The organism is Xanthobacter sp. ZOL 2024 (assembly GCF_052932325.1).
On record NZ_CM128808.1, the window covers coordinates 3847319 to 3872734 of the forward strand.

At 67.4% G+C, this 25416-nt stretch carries 26 protein-coding genes and 1 tRNA gene; 19 read left to right on the forward strand and 8 right to left on the reverse strand.

All coding sequences use genetic code 11. The annotated features are described in order from the left end of the window. Positions 1-14 precede the first annotated feature (14 nt). Positions 15-1055, reverse strand: coding sequence for a porphobilinogen synthase (gene hemB, locus ACU4E7_RS17615; RefSeq protein WP_238122687.1), 1041 nt, complete (start codon positions 1053-1055; stop codon positions 15-17). 206 nt (positions 1056-1261) lie between these two features. On the opposite strand from hemB, the gene ACU4E7_RS17620 reads away from it, so the two are divergent. The 3 genes from ACU4E7_RS17620 to ACU4E7_RS17630 are packed head-to-tail and all read left to right on the forward strand — an operon-like array spanning position 1262 to position 3451. After that, positions 1262-2326, forward strand: a complete 1065-nt coding sequence (locus tag ACU4E7_RS17620; RefSeq protein WP_238122686.1) for an enoyl-CoA hydratase/isomerase family protein — start codon at positions 1262-1264, stop codon at positions 2324-2326. Further along, positions 2323-2754, forward strand: coding sequence for a DUF6163 family protein (locus ACU4E7_RS17625; RefSeq protein ID WP_238122685.1), 432 nt, complete (start codon positions 2323-2325; stop codon positions 2752-2754). The genes ACU4E7_RS17620 and ACU4E7_RS17625 overlap by 4 nt, the downstream gene beginning before the upstream one ends. Before the next feature lie 16 nt (positions 2755-2770). Continuing rightward, positions 2771-3451 carry an O-methyltransferase gene (locus ACU4E7_RS17630; RefSeq protein ID WP_447019653.1) on the forward strand — a complete coding sequence of 227 codons (681 nt, stop codon included), beginning with the start codon at positions 2771-2773 and terminating at the stop codon, positions 3449-3451. A gap of 149 nt (positions 3452-3600) precedes the next feature. On the opposite strand, the gene ACU4E7_RS17635 is transcribed toward ACU4E7_RS17630, so the two are convergent. After that, complete coding sequence (locus ACU4E7_RS17635; RefSeq protein ID WP_447019654.1) at positions 3601-3885, reverse strand: helix-turn-helix domain-containing protein; 285 nt, start codon at positions 3883-3885, stop codon at positions 3601-3603. A gap of 252 nt (positions 3886-4137) precedes the next feature. Between ACU4E7_RS17635 and ACU4E7_RS17640 the strand changes: the two genes are divergently transcribed. Beyond that, entirely contained in the window at positions 4138-6546 is a 2409-nt protein-coding gene (locus ACU4E7_RS17640; protein WP_447019655.1) for a DUF3141 domain-containing protein, read from the forward strand. 78 nt (positions 6547-6624) lie between these two features. Here ACU4E7_RS17640 and ACU4E7_RS17645 read toward each other — a convergent pair whose 3' ends face one another. Then, positions 6625-7320 (reverse strand): SDR family NAD(P)-dependent oxidoreductase, encoded by a 696-nt coding sequence (locus ACU4E7_RS17645; RefSeq protein ID WP_447019656.1) that lies wholly within the window; start codon positions 7318-7320, stop codon positions 6625-6627. Positions 7321-7395: 75 nt separating this feature from the next. Next, complete coding sequence (locus ACU4E7_RS17650; RefSeq protein WP_447019657.1) at positions 7396-7728, reverse strand: Rieske 2Fe-2S domain-containing protein; 333 nt, start codon at positions 7726-7728, stop codon at positions 7396-7398. Positions 7729-7923: 195 nt separating this feature from the next. Between ACU4E7_RS17650 and ACU4E7_RS17655 the strand changes: the two genes are divergently transcribed. From ACU4E7_RS17655 to ACU4E7_RS17665, 3 genes are all read left to right on the forward strand, one after another. Continuing rightward, positions 7924-8739 (forward strand): indole-3-glycerol phosphate synthase TrpC, encoded by an 816-nt coding sequence (locus ACU4E7_RS17655; protein WP_447019658.1) that lies wholly within the window; start codon positions 7924-7926, stop codon positions 8737-8739. Positions 8740-8832: 93 nt separating this feature from the next. Then, the gene (locus ACU4E7_RS17660; RefSeq protein WP_447019659.1) at positions 8833-9465 is read left to right on the forward strand and encodes an alpha/beta hydrolase; all 633 of its coding nucleotides are present in this window, start codon (positions 8833-8835) and stop codon (positions 9463-9465) included. After that, on the forward strand, positions 9462-10067 hold the full coding sequence (locus ACU4E7_RS17665; protein WP_447019660.1) for a hypothetical protein: 606 nt from the start codon (positions 9462-9464) through the stop codon (positions 10065-10067). The genes ACU4E7_RS17660 and ACU4E7_RS17665 overlap by 4 nt, the downstream gene beginning before the upstream one ends. Positions 10068-10167: 100 nt before the next feature. On the opposite strand, the gene ACU4E7_RS17670 is transcribed toward ACU4E7_RS17665, so the two are convergent. Beyond that, a complete protein-coding gene (locus ACU4E7_RS17670; protein ID WP_238122677.1) occupies positions 10168-10359 on the reverse strand; it encodes a hypothetical protein in 192 nt (63 codons plus the stop codon). Positions 10360-10504: 145 nt separating this feature from the next. After that, a tRNA-Lys gene (locus ACU4E7_RS17675) sits at positions 10505-10580 on the reverse strand. Between the two features lie 335 nt (positions 10581-10915). Here ACU4E7_RS17675 and ACU4E7_RS17680 point away from each other — a divergent pair. Further along, positions 10916-11875 carry an AEC family transporter gene (locus ACU4E7_RS17680; RefSeq protein WP_447019661.1) on the forward strand — a complete coding sequence of 320 codons (960 nt, stop codon included), beginning with the start codon at positions 10916-10918 and terminating at the stop codon, positions 11873-11875. Positions 11876-11879: 4 nt separating this feature from the next. On the opposite strand, the gene ACU4E7_RS17685 is transcribed toward ACU4E7_RS17680, so the two are convergent. Beyond that, positions 11880-13061 (reverse strand): UbiH/UbiF family hydroxylase, encoded by a 1182-nt coding sequence (locus tag ACU4E7_RS17685; protein WP_447019662.1) that lies wholly within the window; start codon positions 13059-13061, stop codon positions 11880-11882. Positions 13062-13261: 200 nt separating this feature from the next. On the opposite strand from ACU4E7_RS17685, the gene ACU4E7_RS17690 reads away from it, so the two are divergent. From ACU4E7_RS17690 to recO, 10 genes are all read left to right on the forward strand, one after another. After that, complete coding sequence (locus tag ACU4E7_RS17690; protein ID WP_447019663.1) at positions 13262-14011, forward strand: TerC family protein; 750 nt, start codon at positions 13262-13264, stop codon at positions 14009-14011. Between the two features lie 92 nt (positions 14012-14103). Then, positions 14104-15078, forward strand: coding sequence for a quinone oxidoreductase family protein (locus ACU4E7_RS17695; RefSeq protein WP_447019664.1), 975 nt, complete (start codon positions 14104-14106; stop codon positions 15076-15078). A 226-nt stretch (positions 15079-15304) separates the two neighbouring features. Further along, on the forward strand, positions 15305-17521 hold the full coding sequence (locus tag ACU4E7_RS17700; protein ID WP_238122672.1) for a RelA/SpoT family protein: 2217 nt from the start codon (positions 15305-15307) through the stop codon (positions 17519-17521). A gap of 31 nt (positions 17522-17552) precedes the next feature. Next, the gene (locus ACU4E7_RS17705) at positions 17553-18326 is read left to right on the forward strand and encodes a pyridoxine 5'-phosphate synthase (RefSeq protein ID WP_238122671.1); all 774 of its coding nucleotides are present in this window, start codon (positions 17553-17555) and stop codon (positions 18324-18326) included. Continuing rightward, entirely contained in the window at positions 18326-18727 is a 402-nt protein-coding gene (gene acpS, locus ACU4E7_RS17710; protein WP_447021661.1) for a holo-ACP synthase, read from the forward strand. Before ACU4E7_RS17705 ends, acpS begins: the two co-directional genes overlap by 1 nt. A 31-nt stretch (positions 18728-18758) precedes the next feature. Further along, on the forward strand, positions 18759-19163 hold the full coding sequence (locus tag ACU4E7_RS17715) for a DUF1622 domain-containing protein (protein ID WP_447019665.1): 405 nt from the start codon (positions 18759-18761) through the stop codon (positions 19161-19163). Positions 19164-19329: 166 nt separating this feature from the next. Beyond that, positions 19330-20082, forward strand: a complete 753-nt coding sequence (lepB, locus tag ACU4E7_RS17720; protein WP_238122669.1) for a signal peptidase I — start codon at positions 19330-19332, stop codon at positions 20080-20082. After that, the gene (rnc, locus tag ACU4E7_RS17725; protein ID WP_238122668.1) at positions 20052-20789 is read left to right on the forward strand and encodes a ribonuclease III; all 738 of its coding nucleotides are present in this window, start codon (positions 20052-20054) and stop codon (positions 20787-20789) included. Before lepB ends, rnc begins: the two co-directional genes overlap by 31 nt. Before the next feature lie 2 nt (positions 20790-20791). Then, on the forward strand, positions 20792-21898 hold the full coding sequence (gene era / locus ACU4E7_RS17730) for a GTPase Era (RefSeq protein WP_447019666.1): 1107 nt from the start codon (positions 20792-20794) through the stop codon (positions 21896-21898). A 23-nt stretch (positions 21899-21921) separates the two neighbouring features. Continuing rightward, complete coding sequence (gene recO / locus ACU4E7_RS17735; RefSeq protein WP_238122666.1) at positions 21922-22659, forward strand: DNA repair protein RecO; 738 nt, start codon at positions 21922-21924, stop codon at positions 22657-22659. Here the strand turns inward: recO and ACU4E7_RS17740 are convergent. Continuing rightward, positions 22650-22904, reverse strand: a complete 255-nt coding sequence (locus ACU4E7_RS17740; protein WP_238122665.1) for a hypothetical protein — start codon at positions 22902-22904, stop codon at positions 22650-22652. The genes recO and ACU4E7_RS17740 overlap by 10 nt on opposite strands. A gap of 272 nt (positions 22905-23176) precedes the next feature. Between ACU4E7_RS17740 and parC the strand changes: the two genes are divergently transcribed. After that, entirely contained in the window at positions 23177-25414 is a 2238-nt protein-coding gene (gene parC / locus ACU4E7_RS17745; RefSeq protein ID WP_447019667.1) for a DNA topoisomerase IV subunit A, read from the forward strand. The last annotated feature ends 2 nt before the right edge of the window (positions 25415-25416 follow it).

A 25416-nucleotide genomic window follows, 5' to 3' on the forward strand; every position in this document is an offset into this window, starting at 1 on the left:
ACGGTTCCAGATGGTCAGCCGGCGGCGAGGCGCTCGGCGATACGCGGGGCGAAATAGGTGAGGATGCCGTCGGCGCCTGCGCGCTTGAAGGCGAGCAGGCTCTCGGGAACGATGCGGTCCCCATCCACCCAGCCGTTGCGGATGGCGCCCTCGATCATCGCGTATTCGCCGGACACCTGATAGGCGAAGGTGGGCAGGCCGAAGGCCTCCTTAAGCCGCCAGACGATGTCGAGATAGGGCAGGCCGGGCTTCACCATCAGCATGTCGGCGCCTTCCTCCACATCCAGCGCCGCCTCGCGCAGGGCCTCCAGGCCATTGCCCGGGTCCATCTGGTAGGTGCGCTTGTCGCCGGACAGGGTCTTGGCGGTGCCGATGGCGTCGCGGAACGGGCCATAGAAGGCCGAGGCGTATTTGGCCGCATAGGACATGATCTGCACGTCCTGGAAGCCGGCGGCGTCGAGCCCGGCGCGGATGGCGCCCACCCGGCCGTCCATCATGTCCGACGGCGCGATCACGTCGGCGCCGGCCTCGGCCTGCACCACCGACTGGCGGACCAGGATGTCCACGGTCTCGTCGTTGAGGATGCGGCCATCTTCCAGAAGGCCGTCGTGGCCATGGCTGGTGAAGGGGTCGAGGGCGACGTCGGTGATCAGGCCGATCTCGGGCACCTCGGCCTTGATGGCCCGCAGCGCCTGGCACACCAGATTGTTCTCGTTGAGCGCTTCGCTGCCTTCCGCATCGCGCAGGGCGGGGTCGATGTAGGGAAACAGAGCCAGCGCCGGGATCTTGAGCCTGGCGGCATATTCGGCGGCGCGGACGGCCTCGTCCACGGTCAGCCGCTCCACGCCCGGCATGGAGGCGATGGGGGTGCGGGTGGCCTGCCCTTTCATGACGAAGATGGGCCAGATCAGGTCGTCGACGGTGAGGCTCGCCTCGCGCACCAGCCGCCGGGTCCAATCGCTCTTGCGGTTGCGGCGTGGACGCTGGACGAGGTCGAGGCCGGACGCGGCGCGGGGCGTGGCGACCGGATGAATGCGGGGCGAGGAGAAGGCCATGGAACGACTCGGCTTTGCGCGGAACGGGGTAACGGGCCCCTTATAGACCGCGCATCCGCGTCCCGCGAGCGCCGCACGCGCTACCGGATGCTCACAAGCAGGTGTCGCTGCAGCGCGCGGGGCTGAGCGTTGACGCTGGCCCCGGGCGCGTCTAACCCTCCCTCAAGCTCCGACGGCAGTGGGCGGAAATGGAGGCGGCTAGGCGCATGGAACCCGAGGTCATCCTGGAGAAAAAGGGCGTCGCCGGCGTCATCACCCTCAACCGTCCCAAGGCGCTCAACGCCCTGAACCTGCCCATGGTCCGCGCCCTTCTGCCGCGGCTGCGGAGCTGGGCGCAAGACCCGGCGATCCACTGCGTCATCATCAAGGCGACCGGTGAGAAGGCGTTCTGCGCCGGTGGCGATGTCCGGGCGCTCTATGACCTGGGGCGCGCCGGCAACACGGCGGAGGCTCTCGCCTTCTGGCGAGAGGAATATGTCCTCAATTCCTATATCGGCAGCTTTCCCAAGCCCTATGTGGCGCTCATCGACGGCATTTGCATGGGCGGCGGCTTCGGGCTTTCGGCCCATGGGGCCCACCGGGTGGTGGGCGATCGCTACCTGTTCGCCATGCCGGAAGTGAATATCGGCCTGTTTCCCGATGTGGGTGGCACCCATGTCCTGCCCCGCCTGCCGGGCGCCTTCGGCGTGTTCCTTGCACTGACCGGCGCCCGGATCCGCGCGCCGGAAGCCTACGCCTGCGGTCTGGCGACGGCGGTGGTGCCCTCGTCGGCCTTCGCCGAGCTGGAGGGCACCTTGTGCGCTGGCGCTGATGTGGCGGGTGCCATCAATGCCCTGCGCGTTGAGCCTGCGGCCAGCGCCTTCGCGGACCGGGCGGGGGTGATTGCCGAAACGTTCTCGCTGGGCAGCGTGGAGGCGATTCTGGCGGCGCTGGACGCCCTGGCGGCCGCCGGTGGTCCCCATGCCGCATTTGCCGCCGAGACGGCGAAGGACATGCGTACCAAGTCGCCCACCAGCCTCTCCATTGCCATGGAGCAGATGCGCCGCGGCCCGAGCCTCGATCTCGACGGCTGCCTCAAGACCGAGCTGCGGATCGTCACGCGGGTTGCGGCCGGTCACGATTTTTATGAAGGTGTGCGCGCGGTTCTGGTGGATCGCGACAATCAGCCCCGGTGGCAGCCCGCCAGCCTGGCGCAGATCGACCCGGCGCAGATCGCCGCTCATTTCGATCCGATTGCCGACGAACTCGAGGTGCTGGCCCCCGGCTCATGACCCATTACGATCCCATCGACGCCAGCGCGCGCGCGCATCTGGAGAGCCTGTCGCCCTGGCGGCGACGGCTGTTCCTGTTCCTGCGCGGCGTGGCCATGTTCCTCCTGTTCGAGGGGGTGGTCCATTGGGCCGTCATCCTCGGCATCGGCGACGGCACGCCATCCCATTTCGAGACCTTGCCGACGGCGGCGCAGGGCGCGGTGATCTGGGCGGCCATCGTCGACCCCATCGCTGGCGTCGGGCTGTGGCTAAGGGCCGGCTGGGGCGTGGTGCTGTGGCTGATCGCCACCCTGATCCAAGCCGTTCTGGGCGCCTGGGCGCCGGCGGGCATGACCCCGCTGCTGCTGTTCACGTTGCTGGAGCTCGGTCTGGTGGTCGCCTATGCGGTGCTGTCGATTCGCGCGGCGCGGGAGAGCGACGAGACCTGACGGACGGGAGACGACCATGAGCGTAGGACGTGGACAGGAGCTGTGGAGCGAGGTCGACGCCTACATCTGCGAGCGTCTCGTTCCGGAAGACAAGGTGCTGCGCGATGTACTGGCGGCCTGCGTCGCCGCCGGCCTGCCGCCCATTGCCGTCTCCGCGGCGCAGGGGCAGATGCTTCATCTCTTCGCCCGCATGGTGGGCGCGCGGCGCATCCTCGAGATCGGCACGCTGGGGGGCTACAGCAGCATCTTCCTGGCCCGTGCCCTGCCGGACGACGGCCACCTGGTGACGCTGGAGGTCGACCCCCACCATGCGGATGTGGCCCGGGCCAATTTCGGTCGCGCCGGCCTCTCATCGCGCATCGATCTGCGCGAGGGTCCAGCCCTGGAGACCCTGCCGCGCCTGGCGGAGGAGGGGGCGGGACCGTTCGACCTGGTGTTCATCGACGCCGACAAGCCGAGCAACCCGGATTATCTGACGTGGGCCCTGCGCTTTACGCGCGTCGGCAGCGTGATCGTGTGTGACAACGTGGTGCGTGATGGCGCCGTCACCCAGGCGGGCAGCGCCGATCCGCGGATCCACGGCGTGCGGCAATTGTTCGATCTGGTGGCGGGCGATCCGCGCCTCAGCGCCACCGCCGTGCAGACGGTGGGCGCGAAAGGCTATGACGGCTTTGCGCTGATCCGCGTCGACCGCTAGCCGGCGCGGGGGCGCCCGTGATCAGGACCAGCTGCCCAGAAAGGCCAGCACCGCCACGATGAGGATGATGGCGACGATGATGTAGTGGCGGGCGGCGAGATTGTGCAGGATCATGGGTCGTCCGTTGGGCTGGAAGGAAGGGGTCGGAATCAATCGTCGTTGGAGGCGTTGAGGTCGCCCACAGCCACGGCATGATCGGCCGGCATGACACGCACCCCCGGTGAACCGCCGTTGGTGAAGGCGATGCCGGCGGCCTCGAGCACCCGCCGCATGCGCTCGCGGGTGCCGGCCAGGGCCGGCATGATGGTCTCGTCGCTCTCGACGATCTGGACCGTTTCGGCGGTGACGCCGACATGTCCGGCGAGGTCCTTGCGGGTCCACCCCAGCAGCGCGCGCGCTGCCTTGATCTGCCGGCCGGAAATTGAATTCAGCATGGGCGCCTCATGGGGTGAGCGAGAACGTCCCCCTATCGCACGCCCGCCAGGACGGGTCGAGAGCGGAGCCTTGCCTCTGTGGGGCCGTCCGAGGCCGCCAGTGGAAAACCGCGCTGTGCAATCCAGGCGCAATGCTGGCGCAATCTAAATGCAATACGTCTGCTCTACTCTTTTGCGTTGCAGCAATCCGGGGGGCTGGTAAGGTCCGTCTCGGTCGGTTTCATAACGCCGCCCCGCGGCGAGGAGGATCGTTTGAACGCTCAACTCTCGCCCACGAAATTCACCAATCCCTTCTTTGCTTCGGTGACCGACGGCAATGCGTGGACGGCGCGGCAGCGTGCCCTGGCGATGACCGCGCAGCTTTCTGAATGGTCGGCCATGAGTGAGCTGATCTCGAAGGCGGCGGGTCGGCATTTCATGAACATCTCGGCCACCCATGGCCAGCGGCTCCGCGCCACGTTCAATGAGCTGACCGCCCTCATGGGCACCATCACCAATACCGAGCGCTCCGCTTCCGAACGGGCGAAGGACGCGCAGGCTTATATGGTGGATCGCCTGCAGCGTGCCGTGCTCACGTGCGACACCCTGCGCCAGCGCGGTGACAATTTCTTCGAGCACGAGGCCGCCGGCTGCCCGCCGGTGCTGATCTATGACTACGAAGTGGTGCTGGACGGCCGCTCCCTGCCGCGCCCGTGCAACTACGCGCTGTTGAAGATCACCCCGCCGGATGGGGTAGAGGTCTACCCCTGGAAGCGCCCCTATGTGATCATCGACCCGCGTGCGGGGCACGGCGCCGGCATCGGCGGGTTCAAGTCCGACAGCCAGGTGGGGGTGGCGCTGAAGGCCGGGCATCCGGTCTATTTCGTCTCCTTCAGCCGCAATCCCGAGCCCGGCCAGACCCTGGCCGACGTGGCGCGGGCCGAGGCCACCTTCGTGCGTTATGTGCAGGATCACCATCCGGATGCCTCCAAGCCGGTGGTGATCGGCAATTGCCAGGGCGGGTGGGCCACCCTCATCCTCGGCGCCTCCAATCCGGACATCACCGGCCCGCTGGTGCTGAACGGTGCGCCGGTGGAGACCTGGTCTGGCGACGTGGGCGCCAACCCCATGCGTTACAACGCCGGCGTGCTCGGCGGCCAGATCATGCCCATGTTCTGGTCGGACTACGGTGACGGCGTGTTCGACGGCGCCTGGCTGGTGCTCAATTTCGAGATGCTCAACCCGAGCCGCACCTGGTTCCGCAAATATTACGACCTGTTCGAGAAGGTCGACACGGAGCGCCATCGCTTCCTGGAGTTCGAGAAGTGGTGGTCGGGCTTCTTCCTGCTCAACGAGCCGGAGATCGTGTGGATCGTCCGTGAGCTGTTCGTGGGCAACAAGCTGGCCCGGAACGAGGCGCGGCTAGAGCACGGGCGCGTGCTGGACGTGAAGCAGATCCGTTCGCCCATCATCGTCTTCGCCAGCCATGGTGACAACATCACGCCGGTGAAGCAGGCCATCAACTGGATCATGGACACCTATGCGGACGAGACGGAAATCCGCATCCGGGGCCAGCGCATCGTCTACATGGTGCACGATAAGGTGGGCCATCTCGGCATCTTCGTGTCGTCCTCCATCGCCAAGCGCGAACATACCGAGGTGTCCTCCACCCTGAAGACCATCGAGGCGCTCGCGCCCGGTCTTTACGAGATGACGATCGACGAGATCCACGGCGAGGGTCAGGACGCGCACTTCACCGTCTCTTTCGCCGAGCGGAAGATGAATGAGCTGCCGGGCTTCGCCGACGGGCGGGAAGACGAGGTTCCCTTCGCCGCCGTGCAGCATCTTTCCGAGCTCCAGGGCGAGCTTTATGACGTCTTCCTGCGGCCGATGGTGCAGGCTTCGGTGACGCGGGCGAGCGCCGAGATGGGCCGCATGCTGCATCCGCTGCGGGTGCAACGGGCGCTCACCTCGTCGCGCAATCCGCTGATGCTGCCGCTGGAGGGCGCCGCCAAGGTGATCGGCGAGGGCCGCAAGCCGGTGCCCGATACCAACCCGTTCGTGCTGGCCGAGAAGCTGATGGTCGATGCCTTCGAGCAGACCATCGACATCATCCGCGACGTGCGCGACGCCTGGTATGAGGTCACCTTCTTCTCCATCTATGCCACGCCGTTCATGCGCTGGTTCGGTCGCAACTACAATTTCGAGCGGACCCGCAAGAGCAAGGAAGAGCTGGTGGGCCTGCCGGAGGTGCGCGCGGCGCTGCTGCACGTGAATTCCGGTAGCTTCGTCGAGGCCGTCATCCGCATGCTGATCCTGCTGGCCGAGGCCCGCGGCAACGTGCGGCGCGATCGCCTGGAGCGCTCCGCCCAGGTGCTCACCAAGGACGAGCCGTTCCAATCCCTGCCCATGGCGCGGCGGGCGGAGATCATCCACGAGCAGAGCCTGATCGTGGAATATGCCCGCGAGCAGGCCATCGAGAGCCTGCCCGAGCTGTTGCGCACTCCGGAGGATCGCCGCCGCGCGGCCGAGGTGGTGCAGTTCGTCCCAGGCCCGCTGGATGAGATGGACCCGCACACCCTGACCATGCTGCAGCGCATGCGCGCGGTGCTGGGCCTCGAGCCCGCCACCGTGGACGTGGTGCGCGATCCGCTGGCGGAAGTGGCCGAAGCTGCGCAGTAAACGGCGCGACTTTTTCAAGGTTCGGGTAGGGCGGCCGGGTGAACCCCGCGCCGCCCTTTCTTTTGGGCCGCCCCCGGCTCAGAACTTCTCCACCCAGGGCCGCAGGTCCACCTCGAACGACCAGGCTGAGCGGTGCTGGCGGTGGAGCGCGGCATAGGTCTCGGCAATGGCATCGGGATCGAGCCACTTGTCTTCCGGCCCTGGCTCGCCGGCGGTGGCCCAGGATGAAGAGATGCCACCGTCGATGAGGATGTGAGCCACGTGGATGTTGCGGGGCCCGAGTTCCCGCGCCAGGCTCTGCGCCAGCCCCCGCAGCGCGAACTTCTGCATGGCGAAGGGAATGGAATGGGGCATGCCCTTCACGCTGGCGGTGGCGCCGGTGAAGAAGATGGAGCCTCCGCCGCGGGCCAGCATCCGCCGCGCCGCCGCCTGGGCAGTGAGGAAGCCGCCGAAGGCACCCACCGCATAGGCATTCATCACCTCGCCCGGATCCAGCTCTTCCACCGGGCCGCGATAGCGGGCGGCGGCGTTGAAGATCACCAGGCGGGGGGTGCCCAGCGCCCGCTCCACCTCGGCGAACACCGTTTCCACATCCTGCGGGTTCTGCACGTCACCGGCGAGCGCCAGGGCGCCGGTTTCTTCCAGAACCGGCCGGAGCTTGGCGATGTCCCGGGCCATCAGGGCGATGTGCATGCCCTCCTGCCGAAACCGGCGGGCGAGGGCCGCGCTGAGGCCCCGTCCGGCGCCGATGATGAGCGCGACGTTGTCTTCCATGGTCTGTCGTCCTCGTGTGCGCGGGCGTGGAGGTATCCCCCACGGCCCAGTCGATCACTTCACCCGTAGTCCCGCTTAAGGGGCGGCGAACAGCGGGGCGACGCCCTCGGTATCGATGTAGACGACGCCGTCCTCCACCTTCACGGGATAGACGGCAAGGGCGCTTTCCTGTGGCTCGATTGGGGCACCGCTGGTCACGTCCCAGGTCCAGTTATGGACCGGGCAGGTGAGCACGCGCCCGTCGAACTCGGCATCCGCCAGCGGAGTATTGGTGTGGGGGCACACCCCCTGCACCGCGGTGAGGTCACCCTCCTCCGGCCAGGCGAGCACGATGAGGTGTTGATCGGCAATCACCAGGCGCATGCCGCCCTCGGGGACGGTTTCCGCCTTACAGACCCGCGTAAACATCGAAAAATCTCACGAATGAACAAAGACCAGCCCATGATGATCCTTCGGCGCCAGGCTGAAAAGCCTGCTGCCCGCCCACCTTGTGCAGCAGGCTGGCCAAAGGCCGCGAAATCTGTGAGGCTCGGTGAACCGTCGCCTTTTTCGCGATCGGTGTCGTCGTTTTGCGTTTGACCGTTTCACACTGGATTTTCAGACATGACCTTGCCCGCAGGCAGCCGCCTCACCCCTTTTGTCGCCCAACGCACGGAGCAGCTGAAGAAGGCCAAGGCCCGACGCTCGCTGGGCCAGATGCAGGGCAAGATCGGCGAAATGCCCATGACCATCGGCTTTCAGGGGGCGCTGGCCGCAAAGTTCAAGGAAACCGGGGCGCCGGGCGTCATCTGCGAGCTGAAGGGTGGCTCGCCGTTCGACCCCGGCTTCCGCACCATGGTGCCCTACAAGGCCCTGGCCGAGGATTTCGAGGCGGTGGGGGCGGCGGCCCTGTCTGTGGCGGTGGAGCGGCAGGCTTTCAAGGGCTCGGCCTCGGATCTGGCCACCGTGCGCGGCGCCGTCGCGCTGCCGCTGATGGCGCAGGACATCATCTTCGACGTCTATCAGATCCTCGAGGCCCGTCTCGCCGGCGCCGACGCGGTGATGCTGTCGGCCGGGCTGCTGGGCGAGCAGCTGGGCGACTTCCGCGGTCGGGCCGCCGCCGTCGCCCTGGATGCCCTGGTGGCGGTCCATACCCCCGCCGAACTCGAATTGGCGTTGAAGGTGGGGGCGGATTTCATCTGCGTCACCAACCGCGACATTCACAGCTTCGAGCTGGCGATGGGCACCTGCGAGACGCTGTTGCCGCAGATCCCCGCCGGACAGGCCTTCGTGGTCGCCGAAGGGGGGCTTGCCACGGCGGATGACCGCGCCCGGCTTGGCGCCCTGGGTGCCAAGGCCATGCTGGTGGGCAGTGCTCTGATGAAGGACGAGGATCCCGCCGGCGTCCTGGAGCAGATCCTGGGCATCGAGACCGAATAAGCCGCGCGATCTGGCAAGCTCGATCTGGCAAGAAAGTTGCTCGTCCGCTGCTTGGGTCGGCGTCGGTGCCGACCGCCATCTGCGGGGATGCTCATGAACATCGTCGAGGGGCCGCGGATCGCCGCCCTGTCCTGCGGTAAGCCGGTCCATCTGGTCATCCTTCTCCACGGGGAAGGGGAAGACGGCGCGGCCATCATCGACCAGGCTTTGAACTGGGCGCCGACGCTGCCGAAGGCGGACTTCATCGCCCTCGAGGCGCCTGCGATCCCTGGCGATCGCCTGTGGTTCGGGGCCGGTACCGGCATCGAAGCTACGGTTGCCGCCCTCGACAGCTTCATCGACAACGCTCTCGCCCAGCGCCGCCTGCCCGACAGCCATCTCGCCCTCGTGGGGTTTTCCCAAGGCGCGGCAATCGCCCTGGTGACGGCATTGCGCCGACCACGCCCCATGGCCGCGGTGGTGGCCTTTTCCGGGGTGGTGCCCGATGACGTGCCCCTCGCTCTGGGCACCTCCACGCCCATTCTTTTGATCCATGGCGAGGACGACGACGCCATTCCCTTTGCCGCCATGATGGCCACGAAGGAACGCCTGAAGGCGGCGGGCGTGCCAGTGAAAAGCCTGCGCCGCCCGGGGCTTGGACACCGCATGGACGACGAGGGGATCATGGCCGCAGGCATCTTCCTGACGGATCACGTCGCCGCCCGCCCGCGGGAGATCCAGCCATGAGCATGCGGGTGCCCGAGCCGCTGCGCCGTTTCATCTGGGATATCCAGTCCATGGTGGAGCTTGCGGACGATCCGCGCGAGATCCTCATGATCGGCGCCGACCTGATGCGGCGCCTGGTGGCCCGGGACGATTGGCTGCCGCCTGACCTGCGCGCCGCCGGGTCCACTCCGCGCCTTTACAAGCTCTATCACGACGAGATGGAGCGGTTCTGCGTGGTCGCCTCAATGCTGGGGGAAGGGCAGGGCTGGCCGCTGTTCGCCGACCAGACCTGGGAGATCTGCGGCGTCCTGAGTGGGACCCTGGAGCGCCGCTCCTTCGTGGTGCTGGGCGAGGGGGCGCCGCAGGCAGTGAGCGAGGGGCGGGAGCTGGCAGCGAGCGAAATCGCGACCGCCCGCGCCCGTGAGGGACAGGCGAGCGAGATCCGCAATCCCGGGCCCGGCGCAGTGCTCTCCATCCACGTCTTCGGCGCCGACATAGGCACGGTCCCGCGCCTGAGCATCGGAGCCGATGGCGCGCGGGCCCCTCTGGTTCTGGGCTACGCCAATCCGGACCATGCGCCGGCCTTTGACATCCTCACCATCCAGGCCGACATCGTCGACTGAGGTGCGGCAATGTCGTGTCCGCGCCCGGCGCCTGTCGCAGACCGGACAGGTTCCGACACGGGGCCGGAACCTGTCCGCCGCAAGCGGCCGCAGCCGAGCCCTATTTTTTCACCTTGCGCAGCATCATCTCGATGGCGGTGACGGATTCCGAAACGTTGAGCCAGTTTTCCGCCTGCTCGTCATTCTTGAATTCCCGCCCGAGATTGATGGGTTCGCCCTGTCCTTCCACATGAAGGAAGCAGGCCCATTTGCCGCTCGGTAGCTGCTCCACGGTCACCTTATGATCCGCCATACCTGCGATCCTCCGCCTTCGGTCCGCCCGATGGGGCGAACACCCTCCCGGCGCCTCTCCGCGCGCGCAGCGCAGATGCAAGCCGGCGGCCAGCACGGACCTGACGCACGTTCTCGCAAGGTGTCGACGATGGGTGATGGGAGGATGGTGAGCCCGTCGGGATTCGAACCCGAGACCCCATGATTAAAAGTCACGTGCTCTACCGGCTGAGCTACGGGCTCACTCCCGGCAGTGGTTAGGCTGTGGCGGCGGCAGGGTCAAGGGCGGTGGGCGGCCAGGAGGTGGAAACCGCGGTGCGCCTGTGAAAATCCTGCGTTTCGCGGGCGGGACGCCGCGGGCGGCATGCTGGCCGGGAGCTGGAGGGCGAATTGAGGCGCTTGACGATTCCCGCGGCGCGGAAAATGGCCTAGCCTGCCGGTACCAAAAGACCAAGATCAGAGGAAACCCATGCCGCCCCGCGCCATCGAGCCCTAATCCGCGCCCGTGCCGTGACCTTGCTGCCCTTCCCTGTTTCATCTGGCGCCCCAGAGCGCTGCGCGGTGAGCGATGCCGTCTCATGAGTGACCTGTTCGGCTTGGCCTTTCCCTTCTTTGGCTTGATTTTCCTTGGCTATTTCTGCGGACGGGTGGCACGGCTGCCGGAGGCGGGGCTGGCCTGGCTGTCGTTCTTCATTATCTATGTGGCGCTGCCGGCGCTCTTCTACCGGATCGTCGCGCAGACGCCGTTCGAGGAACTGGTGAATCCCGGCTTCATCCTGGCGGTGGTGACCTCCACGGCCACCGTCGCGGTGATCGCGCTGGGCATCGGGCTGTGGGCGCGCCGCGGCAATCTGGGCGAGGCCGCCATCGCCACCACCGTGGGCGCGTATGCCAATGTGGGCTATATGGGCCCAGGCCTGAGCCTGGCGGCGCTGGGGCAGGGGGCGGCAACCCCCGCCGCGCTCATCTTCGCCTGTGACAGCCTGTTGTTCTTCACGCTGGTGCCGCTGCTGATGGCGGCCCAGGGGCGGGGCGAGCGCCTGCTCTCCACCTTGGGCTTCATCGCCAGGAGGGTGCTGACCCACCCGTTCAACATCGCCACGCTGCTGGGCGTGCTCGCCGCCGCTCTCCATGTCCGCGAACCCGAAGCGGTGGGGCGGATGCTGGATTTTCTGAAGAATGCCGCCGCCCCCTGCGCGCTCTTCACCCTGGGGGTGACGGTGGCGCTGCGACCGCTGCGCCGCATTCCCACCGAGCTTGCGCCGCTGCTGGCTTTGAAGCTGGTGGGGCATCCGGCGATCGCGCTAGTCTGCCTTTCCTTGTTCGGTGGCTTCTCACCCGCCTGGGCGCAGACCATGCTGCTGATGGCGGCGCTGCCACCGGCGCTGAACTGCTTCGTGCTGGCCCGGCAGTACCACACCTATGTGGAGGAGGCCTCCACCGCCGTCATGCTGGGCACGGTGGCGTCCGTGGTGACGGTCACCACCATGCTTTATCTGCTGCGGGCGGACCTTCTGCCGCTGAACCTGCTTCCGTGAGGAATCAGGCGGCCCGCTCGCCGATGCCGAGGCGCATCACCGCCCGCCGCAGGGGGCCGACCCGATCCAGCAGATAGAGGCCGAACCCCCGCATGCTCTGGATCGGCAGGAAATCGGAGAGCAGGGACCGGTTGAGGACGTCCACCGCGCGCATGCGCCCCTCGATGTCCGAGCGCCGGGCACGGTCGTAGCGGGCCAGCAGTTCGGCTCCACCCACATCCTCGCCGAGGGCGGCGGCCCGATCCACCAGGGCCACCAGCTCGGCGACGTCGCGCAGGCCGAGGTTCAGCCCCTGCGCGCCGATGGGCGGCATGATGTGCGCGGCTTCGGCCACAAGGGCGATGCGCGGGGCCACCAGCGTCTCGGCGGTTTCCGCCGCCAGCGGGAAGGCGCCGCGCCCGGGCTCGACCGTGAAGCGCCCGAGGATGGAGCCGGCGCGGGCTTCCAGCTCCCGCGACAGGTCCGCTTCGGAAAGGCCCATCAGCCGGATCGCCTCGCGTTCACTCACCACACAGACGATGCTGGAGCGATCGCCGGGCAGGGGCACCAGGGTGAAGGGGCCGCTCTCGGTGTGGAATTCGGTGGAGGTTTCCTCATGGGGGCGCGTGTGCCGCACGGTGGCGGTAAACGCCACCTGCGGATAGGCATGGGCGCGCATGCCGATGCCGGCGGCGGCGCGCACCAGGGAGCCGCGCCCGTCCGCCCCCACCACCAGCCGGGCCCGCAGCGGTGCGCCTTCGGCCAGCTCCACCGTGGCGGCGGTGTCGTCCACCTCGACGCGGGTCACGCTGGTGCGCGCCACATGCAGGCGCGGCTGTTCCAGCGCTGCAGCCAGCAGGCCGAGGCGGAGCGCATCGTTCTCGATATTGTAGCCGAAGGCCTCGAGGCCGATCTCGGCGGACCGGAAGGTGACCTCCGGTGCCCGCACCAGGCGGCGCGTGGCGTCGGCAATGCGCATGTCGCGCAGGGGCGCGGTGGAGGCGGCGAGGCGGCTCCACACGCCAAAATCGTCCAGGATGCGCACCGAGCCTTCCAGCAGCGCGGTGGTGCGGTGGTCCACGTTCCGCTCTGGGCCGGTGACGAGAGCTGTCGAGATCCCGCGCGCCGCAAGGCCAAGTGCCAGCGCCAGCCCGGCGGGGCCCCCGCCGACCACGACGACGTCGTGCATCTCATGCGCTGCCATCATCTTCTCCTCGATCTGCGAACGGCACACTCCCGCCGCGCCGCGCGAGCCTAGACGACATTGACGCCGGATGCCGCGCGGTCTGTTGCCCCATCATAGCAGAGGTGTGCGCGCCCGCCTTGAACCGGCGCGGGGTGCGCGCGACAAGGGTGCAACTTGCGCTGGGGCAGCCCGGGAGCTGTGTCGCATCGTTCGGAGGATCCATGCTTGAGCTGATCACCGCGCCGGAGGCATGGGCGGCCCTCGTCACCCTCACCGCCATGGAAATCGTTCTCGGCATCGACAACGTGGTGTTCATCTCGCTGGTCATCCAGCGCCTGCCGCCGGAGCAGGGCCTGCGGGCGCGGCAGATCGGCCTGTCATTGGCGCTGGTGCTGCGGATCGGCCTGCTGTTCGCCCTGTCCTGGCTCATCCGCATGCAGACGCCGGTGTTTTCCCTCGCCGGTCATGACTTTTCCTGGCGCGATGTGATTCTGATCTGCGGCGGGGCGTTCCTGGTGGCCAAGGCCACGCGGGAGATGCACACCGAGGTGGAGGGCGACGACACGTTTGGCGATGACGACACGGCCCTCAACCTAGCGGGCCGGGCCTTCGCGGTGATCGTGGCCCAGGTGGTGGTGCTGGATCTGGTATTTTCGGTGGATTCCATCCTCACCGCCATCGGCATGGCCGAGCACGTGTCCATCATGATCACGGCGGTGATCATCGCCGTCGGCATCATGTTCTGGGCTTCCGGGCCGCTGAGCGCCTTCATCGCCACCCATCCGACCACCAAGATGCTGGCCCTCTCCTTCCTGCTGCTGGTGGGGGTGACGCTGGTGGCGGATGGATTCGGCGTGCATATCCCCAAGGGCTACATTTATGCGGCGATGGCCTTTTCGGTGGGGGTGGAGATGCTGAACGTCTCCGCCGCCGGCCGCCGCCGGCGCAAGCGGGCCGATGCATCGGACTGAGCGTGGACATCTCGCGCCCCGCCCCGTGGGTGCTTGCGGGGCGCGATAGCACCCCTATGATCCCCTCCATTCGTCGAATGGGAGGCTGAGGCATGGTCCACGCGGTCAGAGTGCATCACACGGGTGGACCGGAGGTGCTCACCTATGAGGAGGTGACTGTTCCCCCTCCCGGGCCGGGCGAGGTGCAGATCCGCCATACCGCCATCGGTCTCAATTTCATCGACGTCTATTTCCGCACCGGCCTCTACAAGGCCGCCGCGCTGCCGTTCATTCCCGGCAACGAGGGGGCGGGCGTGGTCACCGCGGTGGGCCCCAATGTCACCGATTTCCATGAGGGTGATCGGGTGGCTTATGCCATGACGATCGGGTCCTATTGCGAGGTGCGCAACATTCCGGCGGCGACGCTGGTGCATCTGCCGGCTTCCATCGACGATCGCACCGCCGCCGCCATGATGCTGAAGGGCATGACCGCCCAATATCTGGTGCGCCGCACCCATCAGGTGAAGCCGGGCGACGTGATTCTGGTGCAGGCGGCAGCGGGTGGCGTCGGCCTCATCCTGTGCCAGTGGGCCAAGCATCTGGGCGCGACCGTGATCGGCACGGTGGGATCCAAGGAAAAGGCCGAGCTCGCTTTGGCGAATGGCTGTGACCAGGTCATCCTCTATCGGCAGGAAGACTTCGTGCAGAAGGTGAAGGAGATCACCTCCGGCAAGATGTGCGACGTGGTCTATGACGGCGTCGGTCAGGCCACCTATCCCGCCTCTCTCGACTGCCTGCGGCCGCTCGGCCTTTGGGTGAGCTTCGGCAATGCCTCCGGCGCGGTGAAGAATTTCGATCTTCTGGCGCTGTCGCAGCGGGGCTCGCTCTATGCCACCCGGCCCACCCTCGCCACCTTCGTCGCCAAGCGCGCCGACCTGCTGGCCACGGCCAACGACCTGTTCGAGGTGGTGCTGAACGGCGCGGTGAAAATTCCCATCCACCAGACCTATGCTCTGAAGGACGTGCAGAAGGCGCATAAGGATCTGGAATCGCGCAAGACCACGGGTACGACCCTGCTGCTGCCCTGAGGCCTTGTGCCACCGCGCTCGCTCCCGGCCCTGCCCGAATGCCTGCCATGCGCGATGCGCGCGGCAGGGCCGCTTTTGCCAGACATCCTGTCAAATCCTTGGAATAAGGGCGCATTAGCGGCTTGCGCGGAACATTTTCCGCACGATATGTACGAAAATGAAGAGGTGCGGCGGCCCGCAATCGAGCGGTATCCGCTGGCCCGTGCTGCGACGGATCGTTCCGGCAATGATGCGCCAATACGAACTCGTCGAGCGCGTTCGACGGTATAATCCCAACACCGACGAGGCGCTGCTCGACCGCGCCTATGTCTACGCCATGAAGGCGCACGGCAGCCAATTGCGTGCGTCCGGCGACCCGTATTTTTCCCATCCGCTGGAAGTGGCGGCCATCCTCACGGATCTGAAGCTGGACGACGCCACCATCGTGGCGGCGCTGCTGCATGACACCATCGAGGATACGGACGCCACCAAGGCCGAGATCGAGCGCCTGTTCGGCGCCCAGATCGCGACGCTGGTGGAGGGGCTCACCAAGATCAAGAAGCTGGACCTCGTGTCCAAGCAGGCCAAGCAGGCGGAAAACCTGCGCAAGCTGCTGCTCGCCATCGCCGACGATGTGCGGGTGCTGCTGGTGAAGCTGGCCGATCGCCTGCACAACATGCGCACCCTGAAATGGGTGCCGCCGGAAAAGCGCGATCGGGTTGCCCAGGAAACGCTCGACATCTATGCGCCGCTGGCCGCCCGCATGGGCATGCAGGAAATGCGCGAGGAATTGGAGGACCTGGCCTTCCGCCAGCTGTCCCCCGAAGCCTACGACTCCATCACCACCCGCGTTTCCGAGCTGCGCCAGCACAACGGGCCGCTGGTGCAGGAGATTGAGCGCGAGCTGACCGAGGAACTGGAGCGCCGCGGCATCCATGCCGAGGTGAAGGGGCGGGAAAAGCGGACCTTCTCCATCTGGGGGAAGATGGAGCGCAAGGCCATCGGCTTCGAGCAGCTCTCCGACCTCTACGGCTTCCGCGTCATCGTCGACAGCGTGGAGGATTGTTACCGGGCGCTCGGTGTGGTGCACACCAAGTGGGCCATCGTGCCGGGCCGCTTCAAGGATTACATCTCCACCCCCAAGCCCAACGACTACCGCTCGGTGCACACCACGGTGGTGGGGCCGCGCCGGCAGCGCGTCGAGCTGCAGATCCGTACGCGGGATATGGACGAGATTGCGGAGTACGGCATCGCCGCCCATGCGCTTTACAAGGATCCCTCCGGTGCGCCGGGGGTGATGCTCTCCAGCGAGACGCGCGCCTATGCCTGGCTGCGCAAGACCATCGAGAACCTTTCCCAGGGTCTCTCGCCCGAGGAGTTCCTCGAGCACACCAAGCTCGAGCTGTTCCACGATCAGGTGTTCTGCTTCACCCCCAAGGGGCGGCTGATTGCGTTGCCGCGCAAGGCGACGCCCATCGATTTCGCCTATGCGGTGCACACCGATGTCGGCAACACGGCGGTGGGCTGCAAGATCAACGGCACCATCGCCCCCCTGGTGTCGGAGCTGAAAAACGGCGACGAGGTGGAGATCATCACCTCCAAGGCGCAGACCCCGCCGGGGGCGTGGGAAACCATCGCCGTCACCGGCAAGGCGCGGGCCGCCGTGCGCCGCGCCACTCGGGCGGCTGTGCGGGCGCAATATTCCGGGCTCGGCCGCAAGATCGCCGAGCGCGCCTTCGCCAAGGCGGGCAAGGCGCTCTCCGATGAGGAGATGGCGCGCGCCGTGCCCCGCCTGGCGCGGGCCGCCGCCGACGATGTGTTCGCCGCGGTGGGGCGGGGCGAGATCAAGACCGATGATCTGATCCGCGCGGCCTATCCCGAATGGGTGCCGCCGCGCCTGGAGGATCGGGCGCTGGGCGCCGCCGCGGCCAATGCCGAGGGCTGGTTCGAGCTGCGGCGCGGCCATAATCTCAAGTTCAAGATCCCCGGCGGCGCCACGGATGAGCGGCTCGATGCCATTCCCATTCGCGGCATCAACGGCGACCTGCCGGTGCGCTTCGCGCCGGATGGCGGGGCCGTGCCGGGAGACCGCATCGTCGGCATTCTCACCCCCGGCGAGGGCATCACCATCTATCCCATCCAGTCCCAGTCCCTGCAGGGCTTCGAAGATGCCCCCGAGCGTTGGCTGGATGTGCGGTGGGATGTGGATGAGCTCTCCGAAGCCCGCTTTCCGGCGCGGCTGGCAGTGACCGCTCGCAATGAGCCAGGCTCCCTGGCCCAGGTGGCGAGCGCCATCGGCGATCGCGGTGGTAATATCGAAGGGTTGCAGATGCGCACCCGTTCCGCCGACTTCACCGAGATGATGATCGACATCGAGGTGTTCGATCTGCGCCATCTCAATGGGATCATGTCGGGCCTGAAGGACCGGGACGTGGTCTCCAACGTGGAGCGGGTCAACGACTGACGCCCGCCTCAATGCGCCGAAGGAACCAGCCATGACGCAGGCCAAGCCGGTGCGGCTCGGGGTAAATGTGGACCATGTGGCCACCGTGCGGAACGCCCGTGGTGGCGCGTTGCCGGATCCGGTGCGGGCGGCGCTGCTGGCGCAGGCCGCCGGTGCCGACGGCATCACCGCCCACCTGCGGGAGGATCGGCGGCACATCCGCGATGCCGACATGGAGCGGCTGAAGGCAGAACTCGCGGTGCCCCTCAATTTCGAGATGGCCGCCACTGACGAAATGGTCGCCATCGCCCGACGGGTGCGGCCCCATGCCTGCTGCCTGGTGCCGGAGAAGCGGGAAGAGCGCACCACCGAAGGCGGGCTGGATGCCCTCGGCCAGGAGCGGGATCTGGCGCCACGCATCGGCCTCCTGAAAGAGGCGGATATCCGCGTATCCTTGTTCATCGCGGCCGAAGGCGCGCAGATCGCGGCGGCGCGGCGCCTTGGCGCGGACATTGTCGAGCTTCACACCGGTGCCTGGTGCGATGCGCTGGCGGAGGGGCGCCGCGCGGATGCGGATGCCGAATTCGAGCGGCTGCGCGCCGGGGCGGCCGAAGCCGCTGCGGCGGGTCTTGAGGTGCATGGCGGCCACGGCCTCGATTTCGCCACCGCCGAGGCGATGGCCGCCTTTCCAGAGGTGGTGGAGCTCAATATCGGCCATTTCCTGGTGGGCGAGGCCATCTTCGTCGGCCTGCCCACGGCCATCGCCAACATGCGCGCGGCGATCGTGCGGGGCGTCGCCCGGCGGGCGCGGGGGGCGGCGGCATGATGATCCTCGGCATCGGCTCCGATTTCACTGACGCGCGTCGGATCGCCCGTTCCATCGAGCGGTTCGGGGATCGCTTCCTGGACCGGGTGTTCACGCCGGCGGAGCGGGCCAAGGCCGACGCTCGGCGTCTGCGGGCCGAGACCTATGCCAAGCGCTTCGCTGCCAAGGAGGCTTGTTCCAAGGCCCTGGGCACCGGGCTGAGCCATGGGGTGTTCTGGCGCGACATGGGGGTGGTGAACCTGCCCACCGGCCAGCCCACCCTGGAACTGACCGGCGGCGCCGCCCGGCGCCTGGCCAGCCTGGTGCCGCCGGGGTTCGTGCCGCACATTCATCTGAGCCTGACCGATGAGGGCCACCTCTCCGCGGCCTATGTCATCATCTCCGCGACGCCACGGGGCTGAGCGCCGGCACGGCTGGTCGGGGAGGGGCGGAATGGAAGCGTTTCTGAGTGCGACCTTGCACTGGACCACCCGGGGTATCGAGGTGGCTGGGACTCTCGTGATCGTGATCGGCATTCTCGGCGCCGGCTACGTCTTCCTGCGGGATCTGCTCCGGGGCCGCGCGCCACAGGACGCGTTCCGGGTCTGCCGTTCGGCGCTGGGCATGGCGATCCTGATGGGGCTCGAACTGCTGGTCGCGGCCGACATCATCAGCACGGTGGCCATCGAGCCCACCTTGTCCAGCTTGGCGGTGCTGGCCGGCATCGTGCTCATCCGCACCTTCCTGTCCTTCTCCCTGGAAGTGGAGATCGAGGGGCGATGGCCGTGGCAGACGCCGCGGCGGCGCGGCACCGACAAGGCCGAGCAAGCGCGCGCGCAGGGGCCGGGCGGCCAGTGAAACGCCCGGCTCGCGGTCGCCTGCCGTTGGGGTGCGCGTTGCCGCAGGACCGGGAAGTCTTTATAGGGGGCCGATGCCCGCGAGGGGCGGCGGGTTTCCGTCGTCGTCTCAGTTTTGGCGCAGTTTGCTGCACGCTGCGCCTCGCTCTCATTTTCTCGGACTCTCGATGACCGCGACCAGCGATTCGAAGAAGGACGGCGGCTTTCTCGAAACCGTCCAGGTGATCGTCCAGGCGCTGCTGATCGCGCTCCTGATCCGCACCTTCCTGTTCCAGCCCTTCAACATCCCCTCGGGATCCATGAAGGACACGCTGCTGATCGGGGATTACCTGTTCGTCTCCAAATACAGCTACGGCTATTCGCGCTTCTCGCTGCCGCTGTCGCCGGATCTGTTCTCTGGCCGCATCTTCGGCGCTGAGCCCACCCGGGGCGACGTGGTGGTGTTCAAGCTGCCGCGGGACAATGAGACCGATTACATCAAGCGCGTGATCGGCCTGCCCGGCGACAAGATCCAGATGATCGACGGTGTGCTGCACATCAATGGCGTGGCGGTGAAGCGCGAGCGGCTGCCCGATGTGACGCAGGACGATGGCACCGGCCGCATGGTGCCGGTGAAGCGCTGGCGCGAGACGCTGCCGAACGGCGTCTCCTATGAAACCCTCGATCTCGTAGATAACGGTTTCTACGACAATACCCCGGTTTATGACGTGCCCCTGGACCACTATTTCATGATGGGGGACAACCGGGACAATTCCGCCGACAGCCGCGTGCTGAGCCAAGTGGGCTACGTGCCGTTTGAAAACCTCATCGGCAAGGCCCAGATGATCTTCTTCTCCATTGATGAAGGCGCCTCGGCATGGCAGGTGTGGCGGTGGCCCTGGACGGTGAGATGGGATCGGTTGTTCAAAATGGTGGACTGACGGGCAGGTTCGATGACCTCGCCGCAGTCGAAGAGCGCATCGGCTATCGCTTCAACGACCGCGCGCGGCTAGATCTCGCCCTCTCCCACATCAGTGCCGTGAAGGGTGAAGCGCCGCGGGTGCGCTCCTATCAACGGCTGGAATTCCTCGGCGACCACGTGCTCGGCTCGGTGGTGTCGCATATGCTCTATGAGGCGTTTCCGGGCGCGGAGGAGGGCGAGCTCTCGCGCCGCCTGGCCGAGCTGGTGCGCGAGGAAGCCTGCGCCGAAGTCGCGGCCGACATGAACCTCGGTCCGTTCATCCGGCTCGGTCCGGGGGAGGCCCATTCCGGAACCCACAAGCGCCGGGCGATCCTGGCGGATGTGACCGAGAGCGTGGTCGCGGCGGTGTTCCTGGACGGCGGCTATGAGGCGGCCAACGCCTTGGTGGAACGCTATTGGCGCCACCGGCTGGAAGCGCCGCGGCGGCCGTTGCGGGATGCCAAGACGGTGCTGCAGGAATGGGCCCAGGCCCGTGGCCTGCCGCCGCCGACCTATCGCGAGGTGGCGCGTTCCGGGCCGGATCACGCGCCGCGGTTTACCGTGGCGGTGGACCTGCCGGGCCAGAATTCCGTTGAGGCCGAAGGGGCCTCGAAACAGGCGGCGCAGAAGGCCGCCGCTGCCACTTTCCTGATGCGGGAAGGGGTTTGGAAGGAAAACGAGAACTGAACATGACCGACAGGCGACGGGGTAAGGGACAGAGCGACGGGCAGGACGGCTCCGGGAACATGCCGGAGACCGATGCCGCGCGCCCGCCGGCGCCGCATGAGCTGGAGGCCGCGCCCGAGTTCGAGGACGACCTCGACGCGGACTTCGAGGACGACGACGAGGCGGACGAGGACGGGCTGACGGCCGACGAAACGCCCGAGCTGCCCTCGGGACCGACCCGCTGCGGCTTCGTCGCCCTCCTCGGCGCGCCCAACGCCGGCAAGTCCACCCTCACCAACGCGCTGGTGGGCACCAAAGTGTCCATCGTCTCGCACAAGGTGCAGACCACTCGCTCCATCGTCCGCGGCATCGCGCTGGCCGGGTCGGCGCAGATCGTGCTGGTGGATACCCCCGGCATCTTCGCCCCCAAGCGGCGGCTGGAGCGGGCCATGGTCACCAGCGCCTGGACCCATGCGGCGGATGCCGATGTGGTAGCCCTGCTGGTGGATGCCAACCGGGGCCTGGATGCGGACATCGAGGCGCTGATTGCTCCCCTGTCCGAGATCCGCCGGCCGCGGGCGCTGATCCTCAACAAGATCGACCTCATCCGCCGCGATAGCCTGCTGGCGCTGGTCACCGAGCTCACCGCCAAGCTGGCGTTCGATCGTGTGTTCATGATCTCCGCTCTCACCGGCGACGGCATCGAGGACGTGCGCCGCTGGTTCGCCGAAACCGTGCCGCTCGGCCCCTGGCTCTATCCGGAAGACCAGATTTCGGACGCGCCCATGCGCATGCTGGCGGCGGAGATCACCCGCGAGAAGATGTTCCTGCGGCTGCATGACGAGCTGCCTTACCGCTCCACCGTCGAGACGGAGAGCTGGAAGGAGCTGAAGGACGGCTCGGTGCGCATCGAGCAGACCATCTTCGTGGAGCGGGAAAGCCAGAGGAAGATCGTGCTCGGCCGCGGGGGCCAGGCCATCAAGACCATTTCCTCGGAATCGCGGGCCGAGCTCGCCGAGATCCTGGAGGCGCGGGTGCACCTGTTCCTGTTCGTGAAGGTGCGCGAGAACTGGGCTGACGATCCCGAGCGCTACCGCGAGATGGGGCTGGAGTTCCCGCGCGGCGAATAGCGGCTCGGCGGGGGAGCGCGGCCGTGGAATGGAGCGACGAAGGCATCGTGCTCGGGGTGCGCCGCCACGGCGAGAGCAATGCCATTGTGGAGCTGCTCACCGCCCGGCGCGGCCGCCATCTCGGCATGGTGCGCGGCGGCGCCTCCCGGCGCCAGGCGCCCATGCTGCAGCCCGGCAATACGGTGAGTGCCACCTGGCGCGCCCGGCTCGACGAGCACATGGGCAATTACACCCTGGAGCCGCTGGTCATCCGGGCGGAAGTGTTCATGCGCGCGCCGCATGCGGCCTATGGCGTCAGCCATATGGCGCAGCTGCTGCGGCTGCTGCCGGAGCGCGATCCGCAGGACGGGCTCTACGCCACCCTGGGCGCGATCCTCGATGCCTTCGAGGTGCCGGCGGCGGCGGCGGTGCTGCTGGCCCGGTTCGAGCTGGCGCTGCTCGGCGAGCTGGGCTTCGGCCTGGAACTGGAGCGCTGCGCGGCCACCGGCCAGAGCGATGACCTGATCTATGTCTCGCCCAAGAGCGGCCGCGCGGTATCGCGCGGGGCCGGCCAGCCCTATGCCGACCGGCTTCTGCCCTTGCCTCCCTTCCTGGTGGGAGACCCCACCGCACCGGCACCGGGGGATGTGGAGGCGGCGCTGCGGCTCACCGGCTTCTTTCTGCTGCGCCGGGCGCTGGAGCCGCGGGGCCTCGGTTTCTCCGAGGCCCGCGCCCATTTCATCGCCGCTTGGCTGCGGCAGACGGCGCCCGATCACCAATAGGGTCGGGGCCGCGGACGCACCCAGGCGCTGCCACAGCGGGTGACCCAATGCCAGCGGCCACCCCACCAGCGCCGCTCGCGCCAGCAGCGGCGCACCCAATAGACATTTTCCGGCGCCACCTGCTGCACCGTGCCGCCGAGGGCTGCCGCCGCGCCCCCCAGTGGGGCCGCCATCGCCGGTGCCGGCAGGCCCGCCCAAAGCCCAAGAGCCAAGACGCCGCCCGCCACCCAAAGGATCGTTCGCATCGTCATCTCCTCCGCTGCGGGCCGCACCGCCCGCTGTGCGAAGGAATAAGAGTCGACCCTGCGGAATTTGTTCCCGGACCCGCCAACGGCATGGGAATAAAGGGTAAAAGCAGCCCAATGGTACCGCTGCGGAGGCACGGGGATGCCGCCCCGCCTCGCACCACCTCCGAGCCCGGAAGACCCATGGCGCGGGCCCCTGGAAATCGTCGCGCGGAGGGACAAAAACCGAACAAGCGCCTTGTCGGAGGCGGCGCCGCGCGGTACTCGAAGCCATGGCCACCCGCACACTTCCGCCCGGTGACGGCAATATCGAGAACGTCGCCCTGAAGGCAGCGCTGGAAGAGCGCTACCTTGCCTATGCCCTTTCCACCATCATGCATCGCGCCCTGCCCGATGCGCGCGATGGGCTGAAGCCCGTGCACCGGCGCATTCTGCACGCCATGCGCCAGTTGCGGCTGGATCCGGGGCAGGGGTTCAAGAAGTCCGCCCGCGTGGTGGGCGACGTGATCGGCAAGTTCCACCCGCACGGTGACCAGTCCGTCTATGACGCGCTGGTGCGCCTCGCCCAGGATTTCGCCCAGCGCTATCCGCTGGTGGATGGCCAGGGCAATTTCGGCAATGTGGACGGCGATAACGCCGCCGCCATGCGATACACCGAGGCCCGCCTCACTGAGACTGCCCGCCTGCTGCTGGAGGGTATCGACGAGGATGCGGTGGACTTCCGCCCCACCTATGACGGCTCCGAGGAGGAGCCGGCGGTGTTGCCGGCGGCTTTCCCGAACCTGCTGGCCAACGGCTCCCAGGGCATCGCCGTGGGCATGGCAACCTCCATCCCGCCGCACAATGCGGCCGAGCTGCTGGACGCAGCGCTGCACCTGGTGGAGCACCCCAACGCGTTGGCGGTGGACCTTCTGAAATTTGTGCCGGGTCCGGATTTTCCCACCGGCGGCGTGCTGGTGGATGATCCGGTAGGGGTGGCGGAAGCCTATGCCACCGGCCGTGGCGCCTTCCGCGTACGGGCGCGCTGGCACAAGGAGGAGACCGGGCGCGGCACCTATGTGGTGGTGGTGACGGAGATTCCCTATGGGGTCGCCAAGTCCCGGCTGATCGAGAAGATCGCCGAACTGCTCACCGACAAGAAGCTGCCGCTGCTCAACGACATCCGCGACGAGAGCGCCGAGGACATCCGCGTGGTGCTGGAGCCGCGCGCCCGCACCGTGGATGCGGAAGTTTTGATGGAGAGCCTGTTCAAGCTCACCGAGCTTGAGGCCCGCGTTTCCCTCAACATGAACGTGCTGGTGCGCGGCCAGATCCCCAAGGTGCTGTCGCTGGCCGAGGCGCTGCGGGAATGGCTGGACCACCGCCGCGAGGTGCTGCTGCGCCGTTCCAACTATCGGCTGGAGCAGATCGCCCACCGGCTGGAGGTGCTGGGCGGCTACCTCATCGCTTACCTGAACCTCGATGAGGTCATCCGCATCATCCGCGAGGAGGACGAGCCCAAGCAGGAGCTGATGCGCACCTTCGAGCTCTCCGACGTGCAGGCGGAAGCCATCCTCAACATGCGCCTGCGCTCCCTGCGTCGGCTGGAGGAAATGGAGATCCGCAAGGAGCATGACGCTCTGACCAAGGAGCAGGAGGGGCTCAACAAGCTGGTGGGCTCTGAAGGCGCCCAGTGGAAGGCCATCAGCAAGGAGATCCGCGAGACCCGCAAGATCTATGGGCCGGACACCGCCATCGGCAAGCGCCGCACCACCTTTGCTGCGGTTGTGGAGTTGGGCGAGGAGGCGTTCGCGGAAGCGCTGGTGGAGCGCGAGCCCATCACCGTGGTGGTTTCGCAAAAGGGCTGGATCCGCGCCCTGAAGGGCCATGTGGCGGATGTCTCGAACCTGCAGTTCAAGACCGACGATGCCGTGGGCCATGCCTTCTTCGCGGAGACCACCTCCAAGCTCATGGTGTTCGCCTCCAACGGCCGCTTTTACACCCTGGAGGCGTCCAAGCTGCCCGGCGGGCGCGGCCATGGCGAGCCCATCCGGCTGATGATCGACCTCGACCAGGAGGCGGAGATCGTCTCCGTCTTCACCCACCAGCCGGCCCGCAAGCTGCTGGTGGCCTCCAAGCAGGGGCGGGGCTTCGTGGTGGCGGAGGACGATTGCCTCGCCACCACCCGCAAGGGCAAGCAGGTGCTGGTGACCGATCCGCCGGACGCGGCGCTGGCGGTGCGCTTCGTGGACGGGGACTGGGTGGCGGTGATCGGCGAGAATCGCAAGCTGCTGCTGTTCCCGGTGGCCCAGGTGCCGGAGATGACGCGGGGCCGCGGCGTGCGGCTGCAGCGCTATCGCGAAGGGGGGCTGTCCGATCTCAAGGTGTTCCCCATCGCCGACGGGCTCACCTGGCAAGATTCCTCCGGCCGCACCTGGACCGTGACCGAGCTGCTCGACTGGCAGAGCGAGCGCGCCACCGCCGGGCGCCTGCCGCCCAAGGGCTTCCCGCGCACCAACACCTTCTCCTGAGC

Coding starts and splice junctions, on each gene's coding strand:
- hemB (WP_238122687.1), bottom strand. CDS start 1,055: ATGGCCTTCTCCTCGCCCCGCATTCATCCGGTCGCCACGCCCCGCGCC.
- ACU4E7_RS17620 (WP_238122686.1), top strand. CDS start 1,262: ATGGAACCCGAGGTCATCCTGGAGAAAAAGGGCGTCGCCGGCGTCATC.
- ACU4E7_RS17625 (WP_238122685.1), top strand. CDS start 2,323: ATGACCCATTACGATCCCATCGACGCCAGCGCGCGCGCGCATCTGGAG.
- ACU4E7_RS17630 (WP_447019653.1), top strand. CDS start 2,771: ATGAGCGTAGGACGTGGACAGGAGCTGTGGAGCGAGGTCGACGCCTAC.
- ACU4E7_RS17635 (WP_447019654.1), bottom strand. CDS start 3,885: ATGCTGAATTCAATTTCCGGCCGGCAGATCAAGGCAGCGCGCGCGCTG.
- ACU4E7_RS17645 (WP_447019656.1), bottom strand. CDS start 7,320: ATGGAAGACAACGTCGCGCTCATCATCGGCGCCGGACGGGGCCTCAGC.
- ACU4E7_RS17650 (WP_447019657.1), bottom strand. CDS start 7,728: ATGTTTACGCGGGTCTGTAAGGCGGAAACCGTCCCCGAGGGCGGCATG.
- ACU4E7_RS17655 (WP_447019658.1), top strand. CDS start 7,924: ATGACCTTGCCCGCAGGCAGCCGCCTCACCCCTTTTGTCGCCCAACGC.
- ACU4E7_RS17660 (WP_447019659.1), top strand. CDS start 8,833: ATGAACATCGTCGAGGGGCCGCGGATCGCCGCCCTGTCCTGCGGTAAG.
- ACU4E7_RS17665 (WP_447019660.1), top strand. CDS start 9,462: ATGAGCATGCGGGTGCCCGAGCCGCTGCGCCGTTTCATCTGGGATATC.
- ACU4E7_RS17670 (WP_238122677.1), bottom strand. CDS start 10,359: ATGGCGGATCATAAGGTGACCGTGGAGCAGCTACCGAGCGGCAAATGG.
- ACU4E7_RS17680 (WP_447019661.1), top strand. CDS start 10,916: ATGAGTGACCTGTTCGGCTTGGCCTTTCCCTTCTTTGGCTTGATTTTC.
- ACU4E7_RS17685 (WP_447019662.1), bottom strand. CDS start 13,061: ATGATGGCAGCGCATGAGATGCACGACGTCGTCGTGGTCGGCGGGGGC.
- ACU4E7_RS17690 (WP_447019663.1), top strand. CDS start 13,262: ATGCTTGAGCTGATCACCGCGCCGGAGGCATGGGCGGCCCTCGTCACC.
- ACU4E7_RS17695 (WP_447019664.1), top strand. CDS start 14,104: ATGGTCCACGCGGTCAGAGTGCATCACACGGGTGGACCGGAGGTGCTC.
- ACU4E7_RS17700 (WP_238122672.1), top strand. CDS start 15,305: ATGATGCGCCAATACGAACTCGTCGAGCGCGTTCGACGGTATAATCCC.
- ACU4E7_RS17705 (WP_238122671.1), top strand. CDS start 17,553: ATGACGCAGGCCAAGCCGGTGCGGCTCGGGGTAAATGTGGACCATGTG.
- acpS (WP_447021661.1), top strand. CDS start 18,326: ATGATCCTCGGCATCGGCTCCGATTTCACTGACGCGCGTCGGATCGCC.
- ACU4E7_RS17715 (WP_447019665.1), top strand. CDS start 18,759: ATGGAAGCGTTTCTGAGTGCGACCTTGCACTGGACCACCCGGGGTATC.
- lepB (WP_238122669.1), top strand. CDS start 19,330: ATGACCGCGACCAGCGATTCGAAGAAGGACGGCGGCTTTCTCGAAACC.
- rnc (WP_238122668.1), top strand. CDS start 20,052: ATGGGATCGGTTGTTCAAAATGGTGGACTGACGGGCAGGTTCGATGAC.
- era (WP_447019666.1), top strand. CDS start 20,792: ATGACCGACAGGCGACGGGGTAAGGGACAGAGCGACGGGCAGGACGGC.
- ACU4E7_RS17740 (WP_238122665.1), bottom strand. CDS start 22,904: ATGCGAACGATCCTTTGGGTGGCGGGCGGCGTCTTGGCTCTTGGGCTT.
- parC (WP_447019667.1), top strand. CDS start 23,177: ATGGCCACCCGCACACTTCCGCCCGGTGACGGCAATATCGAGAACGTC.